General features: G+C 71.1%; 25 protein-coding genes. 9 read left to right on the top strand and 16 right to left on the bottom strand.

Going from position 1 to position 18,361, the window contains the following annotated elements; translation table 11 throughout:
• Positions 1-3: 3 nt before the first annotated feature.
• Positions 4-489, bottom strand: coding sequence for a MarR family winged helix-turn-helix transcriptional regulator (locus tag ACH4SI_RS12230; RefSeq protein WP_398295584.1), 486 nt, complete (start codon positions 487-489; stop codon positions 4-6).
• 200 nt (positions 490-689) lie between these two features.
• Here ACH4SI_RS12230 and ACH4SI_RS12225 point away from each other — a divergent pair, with 200 nt between their 5' ends.
• Complete coding sequence (locus ACH4SI_RS12225; RefSeq protein ID WP_398295581.1) at positions 690-893, top strand: hypothetical protein; 204 nt, start codon at positions 690-692, stop codon at positions 891-893.
• Positions 894-923: 30 nt separating this feature from the next.
• On the opposite strand, the gene ACH4SI_RS12220 is transcribed toward ACH4SI_RS12225, so the two are convergent.
• The 4 genes from ACH4SI_RS12220 to ACH4SI_RS12205 form a co-directional block, all read right to left on the bottom strand.
• Positions 924-1,778, bottom strand: coding sequence for a hypothetical protein (locus tag ACH4SI_RS12220; RefSeq protein WP_398295580.1), 855 nt, complete (start codon positions 1,776-1,778; stop codon positions 924-926).
• A 43-nt stretch (positions 1,779-1,821) separates the two neighbouring features.
• Positions 1,822-2,652, bottom strand: coding sequence for an RNA polymerase sigma factor SigF (locus ACH4SI_RS12215; protein ID WP_398295577.1), 831 nt, complete (start codon positions 2,650-2,652; stop codon positions 1,822-1,824).
• A 182-nt stretch (positions 2,653-2,834) separates the two neighbouring features.
• Entirely contained in the window at positions 2,835-3,689 is an 855-nt protein-coding gene (locus tag ACH4SI_RS12210; RefSeq protein ID WP_398295574.1) for an RNA polymerase sigma factor SigF, read from the bottom strand.
• 184 nt (positions 3,690-3,873) lie between these two features.
• A complete protein-coding gene (locus ACH4SI_RS12205) occupies positions 3,874-4,038 on the bottom strand; it encodes a hypothetical protein (RefSeq protein WP_398295570.1) in 165 nt (54 codons plus the stop codon).
• Between the two features lie 195 nt (positions 4,039-4,233).
• Here ACH4SI_RS12205 and ACH4SI_RS12200 point away from each other — a divergent pair, with 195 nt between their 5' ends.
• Complete coding sequence (locus ACH4SI_RS12200) at positions 4,234-5,259, top strand: 6-phosphofructokinase (protein WP_398295567.1); 1,026 nt, start codon at positions 4,234-4,236, stop codon at positions 5,257-5,259.
• A gap of 87 nt (positions 5,260-5,346) precedes the next feature.
• Here ACH4SI_RS12200 and ACH4SI_RS12195 read toward each other — a convergent pair whose 3' ends face one another.
• On the bottom strand, positions 5,347-6,240 hold the full coding sequence (locus tag ACH4SI_RS12195) for a universal stress protein (RefSeq protein WP_398295563.1): 894 nt from the start codon (positions 6,238-6,240) through the stop codon (positions 5,347-5,349).
• Between the two features lie 315 nt (positions 6,241-6,555).
• Between ACH4SI_RS12195 and ACH4SI_RS12190 the strand changes: the two genes are divergently transcribed.
• Both ACH4SI_RS12190 and ACH4SI_RS12185 read left to right on the top strand, forming a co-directional pair.
• Positions 6,556-7,770: a DUF6777 domain-containing protein gene (locus tag ACH4SI_RS12190; RefSeq protein WP_398295559.1), complete on the top strand. Its 1,215-nt coding sequence runs from the start codon at positions 6,556-6,558 to the stop codon at positions 7,768-7,770.
• 104 nt (positions 7,771-7,874) lie between these two features.
• A complete protein-coding gene (locus tag ACH4SI_RS12185; protein ID WP_398295556.1) occupies positions 7,875-8,243 on the top strand; it encodes a hypothetical protein in 369 nt (122 codons plus the stop codon).
• Positions 8,244-8,329: 86 nt separating this feature from the next.
• Here ACH4SI_RS12185 and ACH4SI_RS12180 read toward each other — a convergent pair whose 3' ends face one another.
• Together ACH4SI_RS12180 and ACH4SI_RS12175 are read right to left on the bottom strand one after the other, a co-directional pair.
• Complete coding sequence (locus ACH4SI_RS12180; RefSeq protein WP_398295553.1) at positions 8,330-8,569, bottom strand: DUF6411 family protein; 240 nt, start codon at positions 8,567-8,569, stop codon at positions 8,330-8,332.
• A gap of 91 nt (positions 8,570-8,660) precedes the next feature.
• Positions 8,661-9,203 carry a GNAT family N-acetyltransferase gene (locus ACH4SI_RS12175; RefSeq protein ID WP_398295550.1) on the bottom strand — a complete coding sequence of 181 codons (543 nt, stop codon included), beginning with the start codon at positions 9,201-9,203 and terminating at the stop codon, positions 8,661-8,663.
• 47 nt (positions 9,204-9,250) lie between these two features.
• Between ACH4SI_RS12175 and ACH4SI_RS12170 the strand changes: the two genes are divergently transcribed.
• Entirely contained in the window at positions 9,251-9,841 is a 591-nt protein-coding gene (locus tag ACH4SI_RS12170) for a helix-turn-helix domain-containing protein (protein WP_398295547.1), read from the top strand.
• Here the strand turns inward: ACH4SI_RS12170 and ACH4SI_RS12165 are convergent, their stop codons facing one another.
• Entirely contained in the window at positions 9,842-10,279 is a 438-nt protein-coding gene (locus ACH4SI_RS12165) for a nuclear transport factor 2 family protein (RefSeq protein WP_398295544.1), read from the bottom strand. It lies immediately after the preceding gene.
• Positions 10,280-10,384: 105 nt separating this feature from the next.
• Between ACH4SI_RS12165 and ACH4SI_RS12160 the strand changes: the two genes are divergently transcribed.
• Positions 10,385-10,954 (top strand): PadR family transcriptional regulator, encoded by a 570-nt coding sequence (locus tag ACH4SI_RS12160; RefSeq protein WP_398295542.1) that lies wholly within the window; start codon positions 10,385-10,387, stop codon positions 10,952-10,954.
• 65 nt (positions 10,955-11,019) lie between these two features.
• Here the strand turns inward: ACH4SI_RS12160 and ACH4SI_RS12155 are convergent, their stop codons facing one another.
• On the bottom strand, positions 11,020-12,216 hold the full coding sequence (locus ACH4SI_RS12155; protein WP_398295539.1) for a hypothetical protein: 1,197 nt from the start codon (positions 12,214-12,216) through the stop codon (positions 11,020-11,022).
• A 156-nt stretch (positions 12,217-12,372) separates the two neighbouring features.
• Between ACH4SI_RS12155 and ACH4SI_RS12150 the strand changes: the two genes are divergently transcribed.
• Complete coding sequence (locus ACH4SI_RS12150) at positions 12,373-12,843, top strand: DUF3592 domain-containing protein (protein WP_398295536.1); 471 nt, start codon at positions 12,373-12,375, stop codon at positions 12,841-12,843.
• 26 nt (positions 12,844-12,869) lie between these two features.
• On the opposite strand, the gene ACH4SI_RS12145 is transcribed toward ACH4SI_RS12150, so the two are convergent.
• From ACH4SI_RS12145 to ACH4SI_RS12135, 3 genes are all read right to left on the bottom strand, one after another.
• Positions 12,870-14,234: an SGNH/GDSL hydrolase family protein gene (locus ACH4SI_RS12145; protein WP_398295533.1), complete on the bottom strand. Its 1,365-nt coding sequence runs from the start codon at positions 14,232-14,234 to the stop codon at positions 12,870-12,872.
• 101 nt (positions 14,235-14,335) lie between these two features.
• On the bottom strand, positions 14,336-14,482 hold the full coding sequence (locus tag ACH4SI_RS12140; protein WP_398295530.1) for a hypothetical protein: 147 nt from the start codon (positions 14,480-14,482) through the stop codon (positions 14,336-14,338).
• Between the two features lie 124 nt (positions 14,483-14,606).
• Positions 14,607-15,569 carry an NADP-dependent oxidoreductase gene (locus ACH4SI_RS12135; protein ID WP_398295527.1) on the bottom strand — a complete coding sequence of 321 codons (963 nt, stop codon included), beginning with the start codon at positions 15,567-15,569 and terminating at the stop codon, positions 14,607-14,609.
• 132 nt (positions 15,570-15,701) lie between these two features.
• Here ACH4SI_RS12135 and ACH4SI_RS12130 point away from each other — a divergent pair, with 132 nt between their 5' ends.
• Positions 15,702-16,688 (top strand): GlxA family transcriptional regulator, encoded by a 987-nt coding sequence (locus tag ACH4SI_RS12130; protein ID WP_398295525.1) that lies wholly within the window; start codon positions 15,702-15,704, stop codon positions 16,686-16,688.
• A gap of 15 nt (positions 16,689-16,703) precedes the next feature.
• Here ACH4SI_RS12130 and ACH4SI_RS12125 read toward each other — a convergent pair whose 3' ends face one another.
• Positions 16,704-17,054 (bottom strand): hypothetical protein, encoded by a 351-nt coding sequence (locus ACH4SI_RS12125; protein ID WP_398295523.1) that lies wholly within the window; start codon positions 17,052-17,054, stop codon positions 16,704-16,706.
• A 52-nt stretch (positions 17,055-17,106) separates the two neighbouring features.
• Between ACH4SI_RS12125 and ACH4SI_RS12120 the strand changes: the two genes are divergently transcribed.
• Positions 17,107-17,466 carry a hypothetical protein gene (locus ACH4SI_RS12120; protein ID WP_398295521.1) on the top strand — a complete coding sequence of 120 codons (360 nt, stop codon included), beginning with the start codon at positions 17,107-17,109 and terminating at the stop codon, positions 17,464-17,466.
• A gap of 106 nt (positions 17,467-17,572) precedes the next feature.
• On the opposite strand, the gene ACH4SI_RS12115 is transcribed toward ACH4SI_RS12120, so the two are convergent.
• Complete coding sequence (locus ACH4SI_RS12115) at positions 17,573-17,884, bottom strand: SCO5918 family protein (protein WP_398295519.1); 312 nt, start codon at positions 17,882-17,884, stop codon at positions 17,573-17,575.
• Between the two features lie 55 nt (positions 17,885-17,939).
• Positions 17,940-18,344, bottom strand: a complete 405-nt coding sequence (locus ACH4SI_RS12110; protein ID WP_398295517.1) for a CBS domain-containing protein — start codon at positions 18,342-18,344, stop codon at positions 17,940-17,942.
• Positions 18,345-18,361: the final 17 nt, after the last annotated feature.

Raw genomic sequence — 18,361 nt, 5'->3', positions numbered from 1 at the left:
TCCTTAACTTTGCGAAGGTGTACGGGTGGTGCTTTCGACCTGGTGCGGCGGGGGCCGGTGTCGGGTGTCACCGAAGCTCGTCCGCAGCCGGGCGAGAAGTTCATTGAGGCGGCCGACGTCGTCGTCCGACCAGTCGCTCAGACAGCTCGCGAGCGCCTGTGTGTAGCGCTCGGACACCTGGCCGAGCAGCTTCAATCCGCTCGCGTTGATGCTCAGCAGCCGTGAGCGCCGGTCGAGCGGATCGGGCTTGCGGTCCACCCATCCGCGCTCGGCGACATGGGCCACATGGCGGCTGGTGACCGACATGTCGATGCCGAGCAACTCGGCGAGTTTGCTCATGCGCATCTCGCCGTAACGCTCGAGGAGCATGAGGACGACGGCCGAACCGGCCGGGCAGTCGGACGGCAGGGAGCGACCCAGACCGCGCTTGACGGTGCCGATGGCGCTGAGCTGACGGGCCAGCTCTTCGTACTGACTCTGCGCTGCCATCGCACCTCCCTGACTTTAGGTTGCTTTAGGCAACCATAGAAGAAGTTAGTTGCTACAGGCAAATGACGGGGTGGTTTGAGGAGGTAAATTCCCCTTAAAGACTTGTCCTCTTATCGGTCAAATGAGGCTGCTGAGATGTGAGGTGCCTGGAGTGACCCAGGGGTGGGCGGGAATCCGCTCGTTCGCTAGGGTCTGGGCCCATGGCGAACAACCCCCAGAGCCCCAGCGGCAACCACGATCCGGCCGGTTCCACCCAGATGTTCCGCGCGTTCGTCGACGACGGCGACGGACGGCAGCCGCAGACGGCCGCCCCGGCGAGCGGCGGCTCGCGCGTCGGCGTGATCGTCGGTGTGGTCGCCGCGATCGTCATCGTCGCTGTGGTGGCCTGGCTGGCGCTGGGCTGATCCCTCGGGTCCTCGGGACCTGTCAGGACTTCACGACACCTCGGGTGTCCCGGACTTCCGGGGCTTCGGGGGCTTCCACGGCTTCCAGTCGGCCGAGACGTCCCGGGTCTCGATGTGCATCCCCAGGGGTACCCGCCAGGCGTCCACGCACACTTTCCAGCTCCGCGTGCGCTTCTGACCCGCGCCGATCGGCGCGGGCAGCTTCCTCTTCGACGTGAGCGTCGCCCAGTCGAGGCCGAGCGCGTCGATGACATGCGTCGACAGCGTCACCGTCCCCGATGCGACGGGCAGCCCACCGGTGTTGCGGAACTCGACCGTCACCTTCTCGCACCAGCGCTCGTCGGTCGCCGTGCGCTCGGGGTCGCCGACCTTCAGGGCGGCCGGCCCGCCGGGTGCGGAGGGCGAGGGGGATGTGGTGCCGGGCGGGGGCGAGGGGGCGGGATCGTCGTTCGTACTGGTACGTCCGTCGCCGGGGTCCGTATCGCCGTCGCCGCCCGGTGAGCCGGTGCCCGGGGGCTGCGGCGACGCCGGTGGCGCGGGCGCGCGTGAACGGGAATCGCTGCCGGATCCGGCGGTGGGGGGTGCGCCGCTCGTTTCGTCCGTGCCGACCCTCCCGGGTGCCCCGCGCGGCCCGCTCTTCCCGTCCGCCCGGCCGTGCTCGCCGGAGTCGCCGTCCTGGTCCAGCGGTACCAGGTCCATGCCGCCCTCCGGGGGGACGGCCTTCGTCGGGGCCCGTCCGTCGCCTGGGCCGGCCGCCCCGGTCGCGACATGGCCCGCGCCGCCTCCGGCGCAGCCGCTGAGCAGTGCGCCCAGGCACAGCGCGGCCGCCGAGGAGGCGACCGCCGTGCCTCGGCGGCCCGTTGTCCGGCTCCCTGCGGGTCGCATCGGGCCAGTGTGGCTGACGGCCCGTCAGGAGTACAGGGCCAGTTCAGTCCGCGATGAGTCCCTCGCGCAGCTGGGCCAGGGTCCGGGTGAGCAGCCGGGAGACGTGCATCTGGGAGATGCCGACCTCCTCGCCGATCTGGGACTGCGTCATGTTGGCGAAGAAGCGGAGCATGATGATCTGGCGCTCGCGCGGGGGCAGTTTGGCGAGGAGCGGCTTGAGCGACTCGCGGTACTCCACGCCCTCCAGGGCGCTGTCCTCGTACCCGAGCCGGTCGGCCAGGGAGCCCTCGCCGCCCTCGTCCTCCGGGGAGGGGGAGTCCAGCGAGGACGCGGTGTAGGCGTTGCCCACCGCGAGCCCGTCGACCACGTCCTCCTCGGAGACGCCGAGCGCCGTGGCCAGCTCGGTGACGGTCGGGGAGCGGTCGAGGCTCTGGGCCAGCTCGTCGCTGGCCTTCGTCAGCGCCAGCCGCAGCTCCTGGAGCCGCCGCGGCACGCGCACCGACCAGCTGGTGTCGCGGAAGAAGCGCTTGATCTCGCCCACGACGGTCGGCATCGCGAAGGTCGGGAACTCCACGCCCCGTTCGCAGTCGAAACGGTCGATCGCCTTGATCAGGCCGATCGTGCCGACCTGGACGATGTCCTCCATCGGCTCGTTGCGGCTGCGGAACCGGGCCGCCGCGTAGCGCACCAGCGGAAGGTTCAGCTCGATGAGGGTGTCACGTACATAGCCGGCTTCCTCGCTGTCCCGGTCGAGTGCGGCAAGCCGCAGGAACAGGGAGCGGGAGAGGGTGCGGGTGTCGATGGCGTCGCAGTCGTCAAGCACGTGCGGTGCGTCGTTGGTGAGCACCTTCGAGCTGCCCAGTTCTACGGACATGCCACCCCCTTGAGGTCGCGGACGGATCCCAGTTGCGCTCTGAAGCGTTCAACGCAGCCTTCCCCTGAATACCGGAGGTCGGGCCGCCGCAAACGCGACTCCAGCAGAATGTCACATGTCGGCAACACGCTGTAGCGCCATGTCGACATTACAGCGCCGAAGGTCCGGGGTGGGGTCCCCCGTCACGATGACGGTTCGATCCGATTTGCGGATCTCAGCCGGGCGAAGCTGCGGGAGAGCAGCCGGGACACATGCATCTGCGAGACACCTAGTTCGGCGCTGATCTGAGATTGAGTCAGATTGCTGTAGTAACGGAGCAAAAGGATACGCTGCTCGCGCTCGGGCAACTGTACGAGGAGGTGGCGCACCAAGTCGCGGTGCTCGACTCCGGCGAGCGCCGGGTCCTCGTAGCCGAGCCGGTCGACCAGCCCCGGCAGTCCGTCGCCCTCCTGGGCGGCCTCCAGCGAGGTGGCGTGGTACGAGCGTCCGGCCTCGATGCAGGCCAGCACCTCGTCCTCGCCCAGTCCCAGCCGCTCGGCGATCTCGGCGGTGGTGGGCGAGCGGCCGTGCAGCACGGTCAGGTCCTCGGTCGCGCCGTTGACCTGCACCCACAGCTCGTGCAGCCGGCGCGGTACGTGCACGGTGCGGACGTTGTCGCGGAAGTAGCGCTTGATCTCGCCGACCACGGTCGGCATCGCGAAGGTCGGGAACTGGACGCCGCGCTCCGGGTCGAACCGGTCGATCGCGTTGATCAGGCCGATCGTGCCGACCTGGATCACGTCCTCCATGGGCTCGTTGCGGCTGCGGAAGCGGGCGGCGGCGTAGCGGACCAGTGGCAGGTTGGCCTCGATCAGCGCATCGCGCACCCGGGTGTGCTCGGGGGTGCCGGGGGTGAGGCCGGACAGTTCGGCGAAGAGCACCTGGGTGAGGGCTCTGGCGTCAGCCCCGCGGCTTCTGCCGCTCTCGCTGCCGCCGTCACCTCTGCCGCCATCGCCTTTGGGCGGGGTTCTGGGCGCGGTACGGGCCGACACGGTCACGCCACCCCTTCACGATGTACTCACCCGGCAAAGCGGTCATAGCATCACAAGACATGTGCACTGTGCGCAAGCACCGCTTTACTACGTGTTGGTGGCGAAATTGCCCCGTAGCGGGGCAGGTGGTTCCGTCGGTACTCGGAAGGCGGAGCGGGTGATCACCCGGGTGCTGACCCCGGGCGCCCGGTCAATTGACCAGTTCGCTCATGAACTCACCGACGCTCTTCGCGGCGTCCGATATGCCCTCGAACCCCACCTGGACGAGGTCGGCCGCTCGTGCCGGGGAATTGATGATCGTGTACAGCACGAAGACGATCAGCATGTAGAGCGCGATTTTTTTCGCCTGGGCCATCTTCGTACTGCCTCTCCCACCGTGTTCCCTGGGGCAATCGCGGCGGAGTCTATCCACACCGCAGAAACATCAGTCTTACCAGTCCGATCATCAGATAGGTGATCCACAGGTGCGGGCTTCGTGGAGTGGGCGCGCAGGCGACGATGGGTGGACTCTGGAAGGGGCGGGCCGTGAAGGCCATGGAGGGAGGCGGAGATGCGTGTCGGTGTGCTGACCGGTGGCGGCGACTGCCCGGGGCTGAACGCGGCGATCCGCGGCATCGTCCGCAAGGGCGTCGAGGTGCACGGCCTCGACTTCGTCGGGGTGCGGGACGGCTGGCGCGGCGCCCTCGACGGCGGGATCGTGCCGCTGGACGTGCAGGCCGTGCGCGGCATCCTGCCCCGCGGCGGGACCATCCTCGGCTCCTCCCGCACCAACCCGCTCGCCAGTGAGGACGGGGTGCGCCGGGTCCGGGAGACGCTCGCCGACCACGACGTGGACGCGCTGATCGCCATCGGCGGCGAGGACACGCTCGGGGTGGCCGCGGGCCTCGCGGACGAGGGGATCGACGTGGTCGGCGTGCCCAAGACCATCGACAACGACGTGGCGGGCACCGACAGCACCTTCGGCTTCGACACCGCGGTCAACATCGCCACCGAGGCCATCGACCGGCTGCACACCACCGCCGAGTCCCACACCCGCACCCTGGTCGTCGAGGTGATGGGCCGCCACGCGGGCTGGATCGCCCTGTACTCGGGCATCGCGGGCGGCGCCAACGTCATCCTCATACCCGAGCAGCCCTTCGACGTCGACCAGGTCTGCGGGTGGGTGGAGGACCGCTTCAAGATCAGGTACGCGCCGATCGTGGTGGTGGCGGAGGGGGCCGTGCCCAAGGAGGGGCAGATGGTGGTGAAGGACTCGGCGCTGGACGAGTTCGGCCATGTGCGGCTGTCCGGCGTCGGGGAGTGGCTGGCCCGGGAGATAGCCGACCGCACCGGCAAGGAGGCCCGCACCACCGTGCTCGGGCACATACAGCGCGGCGGCACGCCGAGCGCCTTCGACCGCTGGCTCGCCACCCGCTTCGGGCTGCGCGCGGTCGACGCGGTGGTGGAGCGGCAGTTCGGCGTCATGGTCGCGCTGCGCGGTACGGACATCGTGCGCGTACCGCTCGCGGAGGCCGCGGCCGGGATCAGGACCGTCGACCCCGCGCTGTACGCGGAGTTCGGCGTGTTCTTCGGCTGAGGGGAGATGAGGGGATACGGGGGACGGAACTGAGGGGGAGGGGGCGGGGCTGACATGGACTGACGGGGGTGAGGCGTACGTCCGTGGTCAGGCGGGGTGCGGTACGACGGCCACCGGGCAGTGCGCGTGGTGCAGCACCGCGTGGGTGACCGGGCCCAGGCGGCGTTCGGCCACCCGAGGGCTGGTACGGCGCCCGACGACCAGCAGCCGGGCCCGCTCCGACGCCCGCACCAGCGCCTGTGCCGCGCCCAGCAGCACCACGTCCGGCACCACCGCGACCTGCGGGCACTTCTCCCGCCACGCCCGCAGGGCGTCGGAGACCACCTGGCTCTCCTGGTCCTCCCACAGGCCGCGGTCCTCCTCCAGTACGGTCAGCATCCAGGCGGAGGGCGACGCCGGGGGCAGCGCCCAGGCGTGCACGACCCGCAGCAGGGCGTCCCGCTTCCGGGCGGCGCGGAAGGCGAAGCCGAGCGTCTCGTCCGCCGGGGCGTGCGCGGTGAAACCGGCCACCACCTCGTCCGCGTCCGGCGGCCGCACCGCCGGGTCGGGCACGGTCACGACGGTGCAGTCCGCGGTGGCCGCCACATGCAGCGCCACCGACCCGACCGCGAGGCCGTCGAAGCCGCCCCAGCCGCGCGCCCCGACGACCAGCAGTCCGGCGTCCGCCGCGGCCGCGAGCAGCGCCTGCTCGGGTTCGGTGTCGCGGTGCACCCCCACGACGTCGAGGCCGGGGTGGCGGCCCATGAACTCGTCGGCCGTCCGCCGCAGCATCTGCTCGCCCACATGCTGCCAGGCGTCCACCCCGGGCACCGGGGACACCCTGGGCGGCAGCGGCGGGCACGCGTGCGCCAGCAGCAGCCCGGCCCCGCGGCGCAGCGCCTCCCGCGCGGCCCACTCCGCGGCCACCAGGCTGCGTTCTGAGCCGTCGACGCCCGCGACGACAGGCGCGACGGGGGCGACGGGGGCGACAGGGGCGGTCATCGCCTTCTCCCTCCCGGAGCGCGGACAGGGTTTTGCGTTTAGTCTAGATACGAGGGAAATATCCGCGATGTTCGGGGACGTTCGGGGATCCCTCCACAGAACCGCGAGGGGCAGCGGCCGCCCCCGGTCCGGGCCACCGGACCGGGGGCGGTTCTGCGTATGCCGGGTTTCGCGTGCGTCGCGTTCTGCGGGCCGCGTTCCGCGGATGGGGGCGCCGGGCACGTCCCCCGAAGGTGGGGGCGGATGTCGGGGGTTCGGGGGACGCGGCCGTGTGGGGGGCGCGCGCAGGATGGGGGCGAGGGAAGGGAAACGGACATGCGCTCGATCTCATGGCATCTCACCTCGCGCCGATCAGGACTTGCCGCCGGATCCGTCGCCGTCGTGTCCGCCGTGGCGGTCCTGGGGACGGTCACCCCCTCCGGGCGTGCCGCGGCGGCGGAATACCGCCGCGAACCGGTCGGGAAGACCTCTGTCCCGGCGTTCACCTCTGCCGTCGGTCACGACCGCAGGCATCTGGCCTCGCCCTCCAACGGGGGCCGGGCCTTCCAGGGCGATACCCCCGGCCTCTACGCCGGGGTTCCGGGCCGCCGGGCCTGCGACCGGCAGGAGCTGATCCGCGACCTCAACGCGACCCCGAAGAAGGCCGCCGCCTGGAGCCGGGTCCAGCACATCCGGCCGGAGCGCATACGGGCCTACGCCCACCGGCTCTCCGGCGTCGTCCTGCGGTCGGACACCTATGCCAGGACGTACGGCTACCAGGGCCGGGTGAAACCCGCGGCCACCGTTCTCCAGGCGGGCACCGCGGTGTTCGTCGACAGGAAGGGCATGCCGGTCGTGAAGTGCGCCTCCGGCAACCCCATCAGGGCGGCGAAGCCGCCGAAGGGCGCCGAGCCGACGTTCACCGGTCCCGAGTGGTCCGGCTTCTCCCGGAACGCGGTCACCGTCATCCGCCCGGCCCCTGACGCGGTCAAGCGGATCACCGTGGTGACGGTCGGCAAGTCGGAGCTGTTCCGGCGGGTGATAGGTGAAGCCAAGGGCAAGAAGGCACGGGACAAGGTGCTGTCCCCCGCCCACTACCCCAAGTACCTGGCGATGCCGGGCGAGCAGAACGCCCCGAACCTGGCGGAGGCGCCGAAGACGATGAAGCGTCACTCGCCCCTGGGCCTGGAGACCATCCCTCCGTCCGAGAACCCGTCAGCGGACCCGTCCCTGGAGCCGGATCAGTCCCAGCAGCCCACGGACCCGGGGCAGCAGCCGTCGGACCCGGGCCAGCAACCCTCGGATCCCGGGCAGCAGCAGCCCCCGCCCCCGCCGTCGTCCGACCCGGGCCAGCAGCCGCCGCCCAACCAGCCGCCGCCGTCTCAGCCGCCGTCCGACCCGGGCCAGCAGCCCCAGCAGCAGCCTCCACCGCAGCCGGACCCGAACCAGCAGAACCAGCAGCAGCCCCCGCCCCCGCCGCCGCCCCAGCAGCAGCCCCCGCCGCAGCAGCCGCCGCCCCAGCAGCAACCTCCGCCGCAGCCCCCGCAGTAACCCTCGGGGCCGCGCACGAAGAAGCCGTCCCTGCGCCCGGTCTCCCGGGCGCAGGGACGGCGTGCGCGCAAGGTCCGACGTTCCGGTTACGGCATGCTGTGCGCATGTCTTCCGAATCCATAGCCGCCTTACGCGAGGTCCACGACCTGATCGCGAGCTTCGACGACCCCTCCAGCATCCGCCGTGCCGCCGACGAGCTGCCGGGCGTCGCCGAGAAGCTCGTCTCCTGCGCCGCGGAGCTGGTCGACGTCACGCAGCCTGACAATCTGCAGCGGCGGCTCTCCTTCGCGGTCAAGGCCATCAGGGCCGCGGAGAAGGCGGCGCGGGCCCACCGCCGGAACCCGCTGACCCGCCCCCTCTCCCATGCGCGCTTCGCGCTGAACGCGGGCGCGGCCCGTGGCTGGCTCCAGGGGACGCTGGAGGAGCTGGACGGCGCCGCGAGCACGCCTCCGTCCCCGCCTCCGTCCTCCTGAACGGCGGCCTCAGGCGGTGATCGCCAGGTGCATCGCCCGGAGTTCGCGTACCGCGGCTCCAGGTATGGCGTCGTCCGCAGCCTTCGCTAGAACGGCATGTGGCCCCGGGCGCGCCGGCCGGCGGAGCCGCTGCGGGCAACTGCCTTGGAACTGCTGCGGAAGGGCTTGCTGAGGATCCGGCCCAGCATCCCGGGGGCCTTGCTCCCGGCGCGCGATCCGGCTCCCAGGGTGCGCTGGGTGCCCCGTTCGGGGTGACGGGACAGGCGCGGGACGAGGAAGGCCAGCACGGCCAGAACGACGCAGACGCCGACGATGGCGAAGATCATGACGAAGCACTCCTCTGTGAGGCGTTCCGGCCGGGTACCCGCCCCCCCCGGGCGCATGCCGCTCACATCGCTGCCCGTTGACAGGGTGGGGCTACTGCGCCGACAAGGGCCGCTGCAGCAGCACTGTGTCGACCCAGCGGCCGTGCTTGTGGCCGACGGCGGTCAGTCGGCCGGTGTCGGTGAAGCCGAAGCGCCGGTGCAGCGCCGTCGAGGCGTCGCTGCCGGTGGCGTCACCGGTGCCGTCGCTGCCGGTGTCCGCGATGACCGCGATCATCTGCCGCTTCCCGGCCCGCCCGGCCTCGGTGATCAGGCGGCCCAGCAGGGCGGTGCCCAGCCCCTGGCCGGTGGCGTCGGGGGCGAGGTAGATCGTGTCCTCCACCGTGTACCGGTAGGCGGGCTTGGGGCGCCACGGAGCGGCGTACGCGAACCCGGCGACGGCGCCGGACAGTTCGGCGACCAGGAAGGGCAGTCCCCGGACGGTGAGATCGCGCAGCAACTGCTCCCAGTCGGCGGCGGAGCGGGGCGTCTCGTCGAAGGTGATCACACTGTGGCGGACGTAGTGCGTGTAGATGTCGGCCACGGCCTTCAGATCGGCGTGGCCCGCCGGCCGGATGGCCGTTCCGGGGAGGGGCATGCGCGAACTCGTTTCGCTATAGAGAAATTAATCGCTATTATAGAGCAATGGACCTCGTGGCATTGGGCAGATGCATCCAGGGACTGCGGCGCGACCGGGACCTGACCCTTCAGCAGCTGGCCGACGCGGCCGAGGTGAGCGTGAGCATGCTGTCCTCGGTCGAGCGCGGCCAGAAGGCGCCCACCGTCGTCGTCCTCGCCCGCATCGCCGACGGGCTCGGCGTCCCGCTCGCCGAACTGGTCGACCGGCCGGAGGACCACCGGATGATCGTGCGCCGGGCCGCCGATCAGGACACCGTCGACGAGCCCGGAGGGTGGCGGCGGACCATCCTCACCCCCGTGGTGCCCGGCGTGAACTTCGAATGGATCCGCACCACCCTGCCGCCGGGCTGCGACGCGGGCCGGTTCCCCGCGTACGCCCCCGGCTCCCATGAGTTCATCGCCGTGGATTCAGGCACGCTGCGGCTGACCGTGGCGGACCGGACGGTGGACCTCGACGCGGGGGACTCGGTGTACTTCGCCGCCGAGGTCCCGCACGCCTACGCCAACCCCTCGGACGCGCCGTGCACGTACCACGTCGCCGCGCTCATCATGCGCCCCCGGACGCGGACCGACGCGGCCCGGGGGCACCGCCGTTGATCAGCGGTCGAGAGGGGCGGGGGCCGGGAGCAGGCCGTCGGCGACCAGTCCGTCGAGGACGGCCTCGCCCAGGGCGTGGACGGCGGACTGCGGCCGGACCATGACCGTGAACTCCTTGATCCGGCCGGTGTCGTCGAAGTGAAGCAGGTCGATGCCGTGCACCTGCTTGCCGCCCACGGTGGCCCGGAAGATCAGGACCGCCGAGGGGGAGACGCCGCCGTCGGCGCTCGTCTCGGCGGTGCCGTCGTGGTCGCCGACGTAGCGGAAGTCCTCGAAGGTACGCAGCAAGACCCCGAAGAGGCCCAGCACCATGGGCTTGCCCTCGAAGGGAGTGAACTTCACGGGGCTGTAGAAGCGGATGTCGTCGGTGAACAGCTCGTCCAGGGCTGCCAGGTCGCGGCTGTCGACGGCGGCGCGGAACCGTGCGGCTGTGGTCATGACTTCCACCTCATACTCATGAAAATGACTAATCAGAATCATGAGTATGATGAGGCGTTCCAGGGGCGGACGCAAGGAGAAGCGGCGCAAGAAGGAGGAGAGCCGATGGCATTGCGACACGCGGTTCTCGCGGCGCTTCTCGACGAGGAGTTGAGCGGATACCAGCTGGTCAAGGCGTTTGATCTCGGGGTGGCGAACTTCTGGCACGCGCAGCCGCAGCAGGTGTACGCAGAGCTGACGCGACTGGAGAAGGACGGACTGATCACCGGCCGGGAAGTGGTCCAGGACACCCGGCCCAACAAGCGCCTGTTCCAGGTCACCGACGCCGGCCTGGCCGAACTGGACCGCTTCGCGGCCACCGCGGCCAAACCTTCCTTCCTGCGCGACGACTTGATCGTCAAGGTCCAGGCCGCCGATCACGTCGACACCCCGACGCTGATCGCGCGGCTGACCGAGCGCTCGGCCCTCGCGCAGGCCAAGGTCGAACTGTTCGGCAAGATCCTGCGCGGCATGCGGGGCGATCGCACCGAAGAGGAGTTCCTGCGCCACGGCGAGCGTATCGGCCCCTATCTGACCTGCCTGCGCGGCCTGGCCTTCGAGCAGGGCAACCGCGACTGGTGCGAACGCACGATCACCGTCCTCCGGGAGCGGGGCGATGCCGATGTCCCCCGGTGACCCGGGCTACCCGCAGACCGAGACCGCATGGCACGCGCGTCCATGAGCGCAGCGCGCCGCGGGTCTCACCAGTAGGCCCGGTCGTCCCAGGGCTCGAAACCCGCGTGCTCGACGGGGTCGTCGTCCTCGTCCAGCGCTGCCAGCCCCTCGGTCACGAAGGTGCCGCGCTGCCAGGCGAGGAGTGCGTCGACGAGGCCGTGGTCCCATGGCCGGCCCTGTGGGGCGTGGCGGGGCCAGACGATCAGGGGCCAGGCGTCGGGGTCGTCGTCCTCGGTGAGCCAGCCCAGGTAGTCGCCGTCGATGGAGTTGGCGAAGGGCAGAAAGCCGCCGGGCTCGGGCCACATCGGGAGGGGAAAGTCCTCCGGGTACTTCTCCTTGAGCTGCCCGTAGCCGTCCAGGGTCGACTCGACGTGCCGGCCGAAGCCCCGGCCTGCCGGGCGCAGCGGGGTGTGGAAGCGCAGCCAGCCGCTCCAGCACCCGGCGCCGTACAGCGTCAGGAGGGTCACGTACTCGCGTGGCAGCCGCGTGCCCAGCTCCTCGAAGAGCCCGTCCCAGGTGCCGCTGCCCAGGTACGGGGCATCGGGCGGCGGGGAGAGCAGGCGCAGGGCGTCCAGCCCGGTTCCGGTTTCCAGGGCGACGCGGCGTTCGGCGTCGGTGAGGCGGGGGACGGTGGGCTCGGGCGGCGTCCACGGACCGGCCTCGCGGAGAAAGGCCGTGCGGGCAATGGTGCCGGGGAGCAGCATCAGGGGGCCGGGCGGGGAGGGGAGTTCCCAGCTTTCGCGGACCATGTGCCGCAGGTAGCCGGTGAGCGTGAGGTCGTACCGGTGCCAGGGGAGGAGCCCGCTGCCGGGGACGGGGCCCAGATGCCTGACCACCACCGTCCACTGGTTGGGGTCCTCCGAGACGGAGGTGTCCCAGAACAGCACGTCGCCTCCTCGGGTCCTGCCCCAGGCGAGGAGTCCGCCGGGGGCGGGATGGAGGTCCGGCCGTTCCGGCTCGGGCAGCGCGCGGGCCTGGATGCGGGCTTCCCGGTGCGTTTCGCGCAGCCAGTCCCCGTAGTCGAAGCTGTTCCCCTGGGCGCAGGGCACGTGGATCCACAGGTACTCGCCGAAGTCCAACGGCCCGCGGGCGTCGGCCAGCCGCTTGTAGTCGTCCGGCAGCGACACCCCCAGCCACGCCTCGACCGCCGCCCAGTCGACGGGAACCGCCGCGGGCGGCCGCTCCGGGCTGGGGGTGGTGAACGCGGCGATGTCCAAGGTCACGTGGGGTCCTCCGGATCGGACGGTCGGGCCTCCATCGTCGCCGCCGAGCCTCCACGTCCGCCTCGCGGGTACGCCGAAGGCCGCCCGGGGCGGGCACGCATTGGCCGGGCACCTGGGATAGCGTCCCTCTCAGTCCGGACGGGGGAGAGGGATTTCGTGCGACTTCAGGTGCGTGGGCGGGGCGCCCGCCGGTGGATCACCTTCGGGGCGATCGCCTTCGGAACGGTGTTCCTGGCCGTCGGGTTGATCATGGCCGGGGCGTCGGTCTCGTTTCTCAAGGATGCGGACCGTGCCCCGGGCACGGTGGTGGCGCTGGAGTGGCGGAACGACGACAGCGGCACATCCCGCAGGTCGAGGGAGCACGACGAGCCCGTGGCCTACCCGGTGGTCGAGTACAGGCCGACGGGCGGCACGCGGACGACGTTCCGTAGCTCGGTCGGTTCCAATCCGCCGTCGTACGAGCGGGGCGAGCGGGTCGGGGTGCTGTACCACGCCGATTCCCCCGAGGACGCGCGGATCGACGGCTTCGCCTCGCTGTGGCTGATGCCGCTGATCTTCGGCGGGATCGGGCTGGTGTGCGCGGGGATCGGGACGGCCGTCGCCGTGGTGGGGCGGCCGCGTTCCTGAGGTGGCGCCCGCTCCCGTTGCGGGTCTCAGAGGACGCCCAGGTCCACGGCGGAGGCGATGGCGTGGAACGCGGCTTCGTTGGGGTGCAGGCCGTCCCGGAAAACGTAGCCGGGGCGCGGCAGGGCGGCATCGGCCGGGTTCGCGAGGGCACGGTCGACGTCGAGGACGGCGTCGTACGCGCCGCTGGTGCGGATCCAGCGGTTGACGGCGGTCCGGACCTTCTCGCCCTGCTCGCTGTAGACGGGGAAGAGCGCGCCCTTCATGGGCAGGATGGTTGCGCCGACGGCCCTGACGCCGCGGGCGTGGGCGGCGCGGATCAGCTCCTTGTGGGCGTCGATGATCCGGCGCGCGGTCACGTGGGGCGCTGCGCCCATGCAGGGATCGTCCATCTCGGGGGCGCCGATGTCGTTGGCGCCCAGGTGGATGATCACCGAGCGCACGCCGGGGCGGTCGAGTACGTCGCGCCGGAAGCGGTCGGTGGCCTTGTCCCCGTAGCAGGAGGAGCCGTTGAGGATGCGGTTGCCGCCGATGCCCGCGTTGACCACGCTCAGCGGGCGGCGCGCGGCGACGAGGCGTTCGGCGAGCTTGTCCGTGAAACGGTCGTCGGCGCCGGGCGTGGCCCCCGTCCCGTCGATGAGCGAGTCGCCGAAGGCGACCACGGTGCCGCGCCGCGGGGAGGCGGCACCGGAGACTTCCACACCGCTCAGGAGGTACCAGGCGTTCGTGGACTCCTTGAAAGCGCCGCCGCCGGAGTCGGCGAGATGGCGCCCGGAGGCGCGGTACGAGGTGGCGGTGGTGAACCGGTGGAACGTGGCCGGGCCGGTGCGGTCGGCGAAGTAGAGGGTGACGGTCAGCTTTTCCAGCGGAGAGGTGCTCAGGGCCGCGGCATCGCTCACGACGTCACGCCCGGGAGCGATGGTGGTGCCCTGGCGGTCGCCGAATGTCAGCCTGCGCGCCGTGCCGGGCCAGACCTGGGCGTCGCCGGCGGACCGGCCGACGGTCGCGGCGGTGATCCGCAGTGGTGTGGTGCCGTACGAGTGGGACAGCCTGATCCTCAGCCGGGAACCGCCGGTCGCGACGCGGACGACTTGGCGTACGGACTGGTCGGCGAAGCCCTGTCGCGACCAGTTGGGCCCCCAGTCCTCGCTGCCCTCGACCGGCCGCTGCATGGCCGTGCCCCAGGCCCCGGTCCACACCGGCCCTTTGGCGGCGCGCGGCTGCTGTCGCGGCTGCCGCGCGTCCTCGTGTGCCTCGTGTGCCACGGCTGTCGCCGAGACGACGAGGGCGGTGAGCACCGCCGTCATGGCGGCGAGCATGCCTCGTCGTCCCGTCTTCGTCCACGGGTTCCACGGGTTCCACGGGTTCCACGGGCGTGGCGTTGCTGGATGCATCGGGGATCTCCTCGGTGAAGCGTGATGAGGAAATCTCAGCGTCCTTCGAGCCCGAGATCATCGGGGCTGTCCCCCGAATCCGTCCTCGGGCCGGCCCCATGTCATCCCGCGGCGGTGCCGTCCCATCCGGTGGTGGTCAACCAGTCGCCGAAGGCGGCGAGTTCGGGGTGCAGGGCGCGCAGGGTCGGCAGGTCACGGTCCCGGGAGAGGAGGTCGCGGTCCTGGAAGAAGGCGAACATCGCGGCCACGTCGTGGCCGATCCCCGGCAGGGACCGGCCACCCGTACGACGGTGCCGGGCCGTGCGGCGAGGGCGCGGACGACCCGGGCGCTCGTGGTCCCGGTGCCCCCGACCACGAGCCCGGTTGTCGACGTCACCGCGCCACCTCCAGCACGAGCTTGCCGCGGGTGCGGTTGGTCTCGCCCAGCCTGTGCGCCTCGGCGGCCTGTTCGAGGGCGAAGCTGCGTTCGACCTCGACCCGGACCGCGCCGGATTCGACCAGGTCGGCGATGGCCGTCAGCGCTGCGGCGTCCGGCTCGACCAGCAGCGGGCTGGTGCGCACCCCCGCCTGTCCGGCCGCAGCTGCCAGGCCGTCCGAGACACCGCCCGGGATGGAGACGATCAGGCCGCCGGGCCGGGTCACCGACACCGATCGCACGTCGGTGTCATCCGCGGCGCCGATCAGGTCGAGGACGACATCGACGTCGCCGGTGGCCTCCTCGAACCGCTGCCGGGTGTAGTCGATCGTCTCGTCCGCGCCCAGTTCCCCGAGCCAGGTGTGCCGGGGCTCGCGGGCGGTCGCGATCACCTCTGCGCCGAGGTGCTTGGCGAACTGCACCGCCAAGTGCCCCACGCCACCGGCCGCGGCGTGCACCAGCACCCGCTGCCCGCGGGTGACGTGCGCCGTGTCGACCAGGGCCTGCCAGGCGGTGAGCGCCGCGAGCGGCAGGGCCGCGGCCTCGACGTGCGAGAGCGAGGCCGGCTTGCGGGCGAACTGGCGGGACGGTGCCGTGACGAACTCGGCGTACCCGCCGGCCGGGCGCGGGAACCACGGCATGGCGTAGACCTCGTCGCCGGGGGCGAGCGTGGTGACACCGAAGCCGGCCTCCTCGACGACGCCGGAGACGTCCCAGCCGAGGATCAGCGGCAGCGTCTGCAGCCCGGCCATGCCGTGGCCCGCGCGGGTCTTCCAGTCCACCGGGTTGATTCCGGCGGCGTGCACGCGCACCAGCACCTCGGTCGGCAGCGGCGCGGGGCGCGCGACCCGGTCGGCGGTCAGGACTTCCGGTCCACCGAACTCCTTGACGGTGACAGCGCGCATCGTCTGCTCGCTCATACTCTCCTCGCTCGTATCCGCATCGCATGTTCTTCGGCCCGAGGCCGGGAGCCCGGGCACGTGCTTCCAGCCTCGCCGATGCCCAGAGGCGTCGTGAGTGGCCGGAGGGCCACCTGTCGTTCCATTCCGGCCATGCCGCATCGTGTTGCCGTTCTCGCCCTCGACGGGGTCATGCCGATGGACCTGGGCATCGCGTCCCGGGTGCTCAACGAGGCCCTCGATCCGGCCGGGGCACGGCTGTATTCCGTGACGACCTGCTCGCTCGGCGGCCGGCCGGTCCGCACGAACGAGGGCTTCCGGATCGTCGTCGACGACGACGAGTCACTCCTGGAGGGTGCGGACACCGTGGTGATCGCCACCCAGGAGCCCGGCGCACACCTGCTGGCCACCGGCGAGCTGCCCACCGGGGTCGCCGCGGCCATCAACCGGATCGGGCCCGAGACCCGCATCGTCAGCCTGTGCACCTCGTCGTTCCTGCTGGCGGCGGCCGGTCTGCTGGACGGGCTGCGGGCCACCACCCATTGGGCGCTGTGCGGCCAGTTCACCCGGCTGTTCCCCGAGGTCGAGGTCGATCCGGACGTGCTGTTCGTCGACAACGGACGCATCCTGACGGCCGCCGGCGGGGCGGCCGGCATCGACCTGTTCGTCCACCTGGTCCGCAGGGACCACGGCGCGACCGTGGCCACCTCCGCGGCGCGACGATGCGTGGTGGCTCCCTGGCGCGAGGGCGGGCAGGCGCAGTTCATCGAGCACCCGGTGCCGAAGGATGCCGACCGTTCCACCTCGGCCACCCGCCAGTGGGCCCAGAGCCGCCTGGCCGAGCCGCTCACGCTGCAGGACATGGCCCGCCACGCCCACATGAGCGAGCGCACGTTCACCCGGCGGTTCCGCGCCGAGGTGGGCACCAGCCCGCTCCAGTGGCTGGTGCAGAGCCGGCTGATCCAGGCGCGCCGCCTGCTGGAGTCCAGCGATCTGACCGTCGCGCGGATCGCCACTGCCTGCGGCTTCGGGGATCCCGTCGCGCTGCGCAAGCACTTCCACACCCACCTCGGCCTGTCCCCACTGGCCTACCGCCGCGCCCACCGCGTTCCAAGTCCCCTCGCACCGCCCGGTCTTTGAGCCGGGGGAGCCAGGTCAGCCCGCAGTGCCGTCGAGCAGCCAGTTGTGGCGCATCCGCAGCGCCCGCTCCGCATCCCGGGTGACCTGTTCGGCAAGCTGAAGGATCAGGAGAACCACGCCGATGACGAGCACGATCACCGAGAGGAAACCGAACCAGCGGCTCAGTGCGGGGTGCGACCGGTCGAAGCGCCCGCGGCGCCCCTCGGCGGAGGCGGGGTCCGGGATGAGCTGGAACTCGGACCCCTCGGCGGTGACGTAGTGGCAGCGCTTGAGCCCGAAGCCGCTCGCCCTTACTTCGACGGTCGGGGGTGCCGTTCCCCCGCCCCGCGTGGTCCTCGTCTGCGCAGTTCGGTCTTGCATCTTCATGTAGCACCACTGCTTCAGCTGCCCGGACGGCCGGTGATTAAAATCGTCTCTCATGTCGAAGCCTGACGAACTGCTCGTTGACGTCGCCGCCCTGGTGGAGTCCGGGCACAGCAATCAGATGTCTCTGACCGTGGTCGCGGGCGGTGCTGTCATTACGGGGCGGCTGGCTCCGGAAGCCGTGTGGAGGCAGCGGGTGTCGGAGGTTTTGGCGGACTCGGCCCGCCTGAGCGATTTCTCCGCCGTGTTCACCGCTGCGACGCGCGAGGCGGAACCGCCCACGCATCTGCATTTCCATGTGGCGCGGATTCTGCAGGGCGCGGTGGGGATCCCTGAGACGGGTGGGATGTACCGGGTGGCGATCGAGGACGTCAGTGCCTGGACCATGGGCGACTTCAGCTACTCCGACCGCTGACCCACTGCGGCGCCGAGAATCCCCCGTTACGCGGTGAGGGTCCGACCGGCGCATTCCGGTCGGACCCTCACCGCTGCTTTGATGGCGGCTCGCGCCCGCCCGTCGGTCAGATGGCCGCGGGGGCGCCGAGCATCGCGGAAGCCTGTTGGAGCGGGTTGAGAGCGCGTGTGGGCGCGGCGGCCTGGGGAAGGCCGCGGCAGGTGAAGCCGAGCTGGGTCATGGCCCGGAGGACTTCGCCGGCACTGAAATCGCGGCGGTCCTGGCGCGTGATGACCTGGCCGACCTGTTTGACGGGGTAGGTGTGGCGGCCGATGGTCACGGACTCGCCGAAGATTTCCTCGGGCTTGACGCCCTTCATGGATTCCAGGACGCCGCTTTTGGTGAGGTCGAAGGGGAAGCGGGCGATGACACAGCGCATGATGCCTCACAGGGAGAAGAACGAAGGGGGATGGTTCTGCTGCGGTTGAGACGGTTCACCGGGCAAGGGCGAGGACGCCCAAGGCGCTGCCGTGTTCGTCGACCACAGGCAGGGCATCGAGGCGGCGGTAGCGCATCGCGTGCTGGGCTTCGGCCATGGTGGTCACGGGAGAGGTGAACGGGCCGCGGTCGCCGAGGACGTCGCGCAGCTGGATCCGGTCCGTGTACGCGGAGCTGTCGCGGACTGCGGTGAGCTGGGCCAGGGTGAGCAGACCGGTGCACAGGCCGTCGTTGTCGCTGACGAGGAGGTGCACGGTGCGGGCGCTTGCCATGACAGACAGGGCGACCTCGATGGTCATGTCATCGCAGACCTGCGGTCCGGCGGTGTCCATGGCGTCGGCCACCGTCCTGTGCACGGGGGTGGCATTGGCCGAGCGGGGCTGCATCTGAATCAGCGTCACAATGTGCCTCCTGTAGG

This window comes from Streptomyces sp. NPDC021212 (assembly GCF_044332925.1).
Classification (GTDB): domain Bacteria; phylum Actinomycetota; class Actinomycetes; order Streptomycetales; family Streptomycetaceae; genus Streptomyces.
Note: the sequence above shows the minus strand (reverse complement) of the source record. Positions and strands in the feature narration are given on the sequence as shown.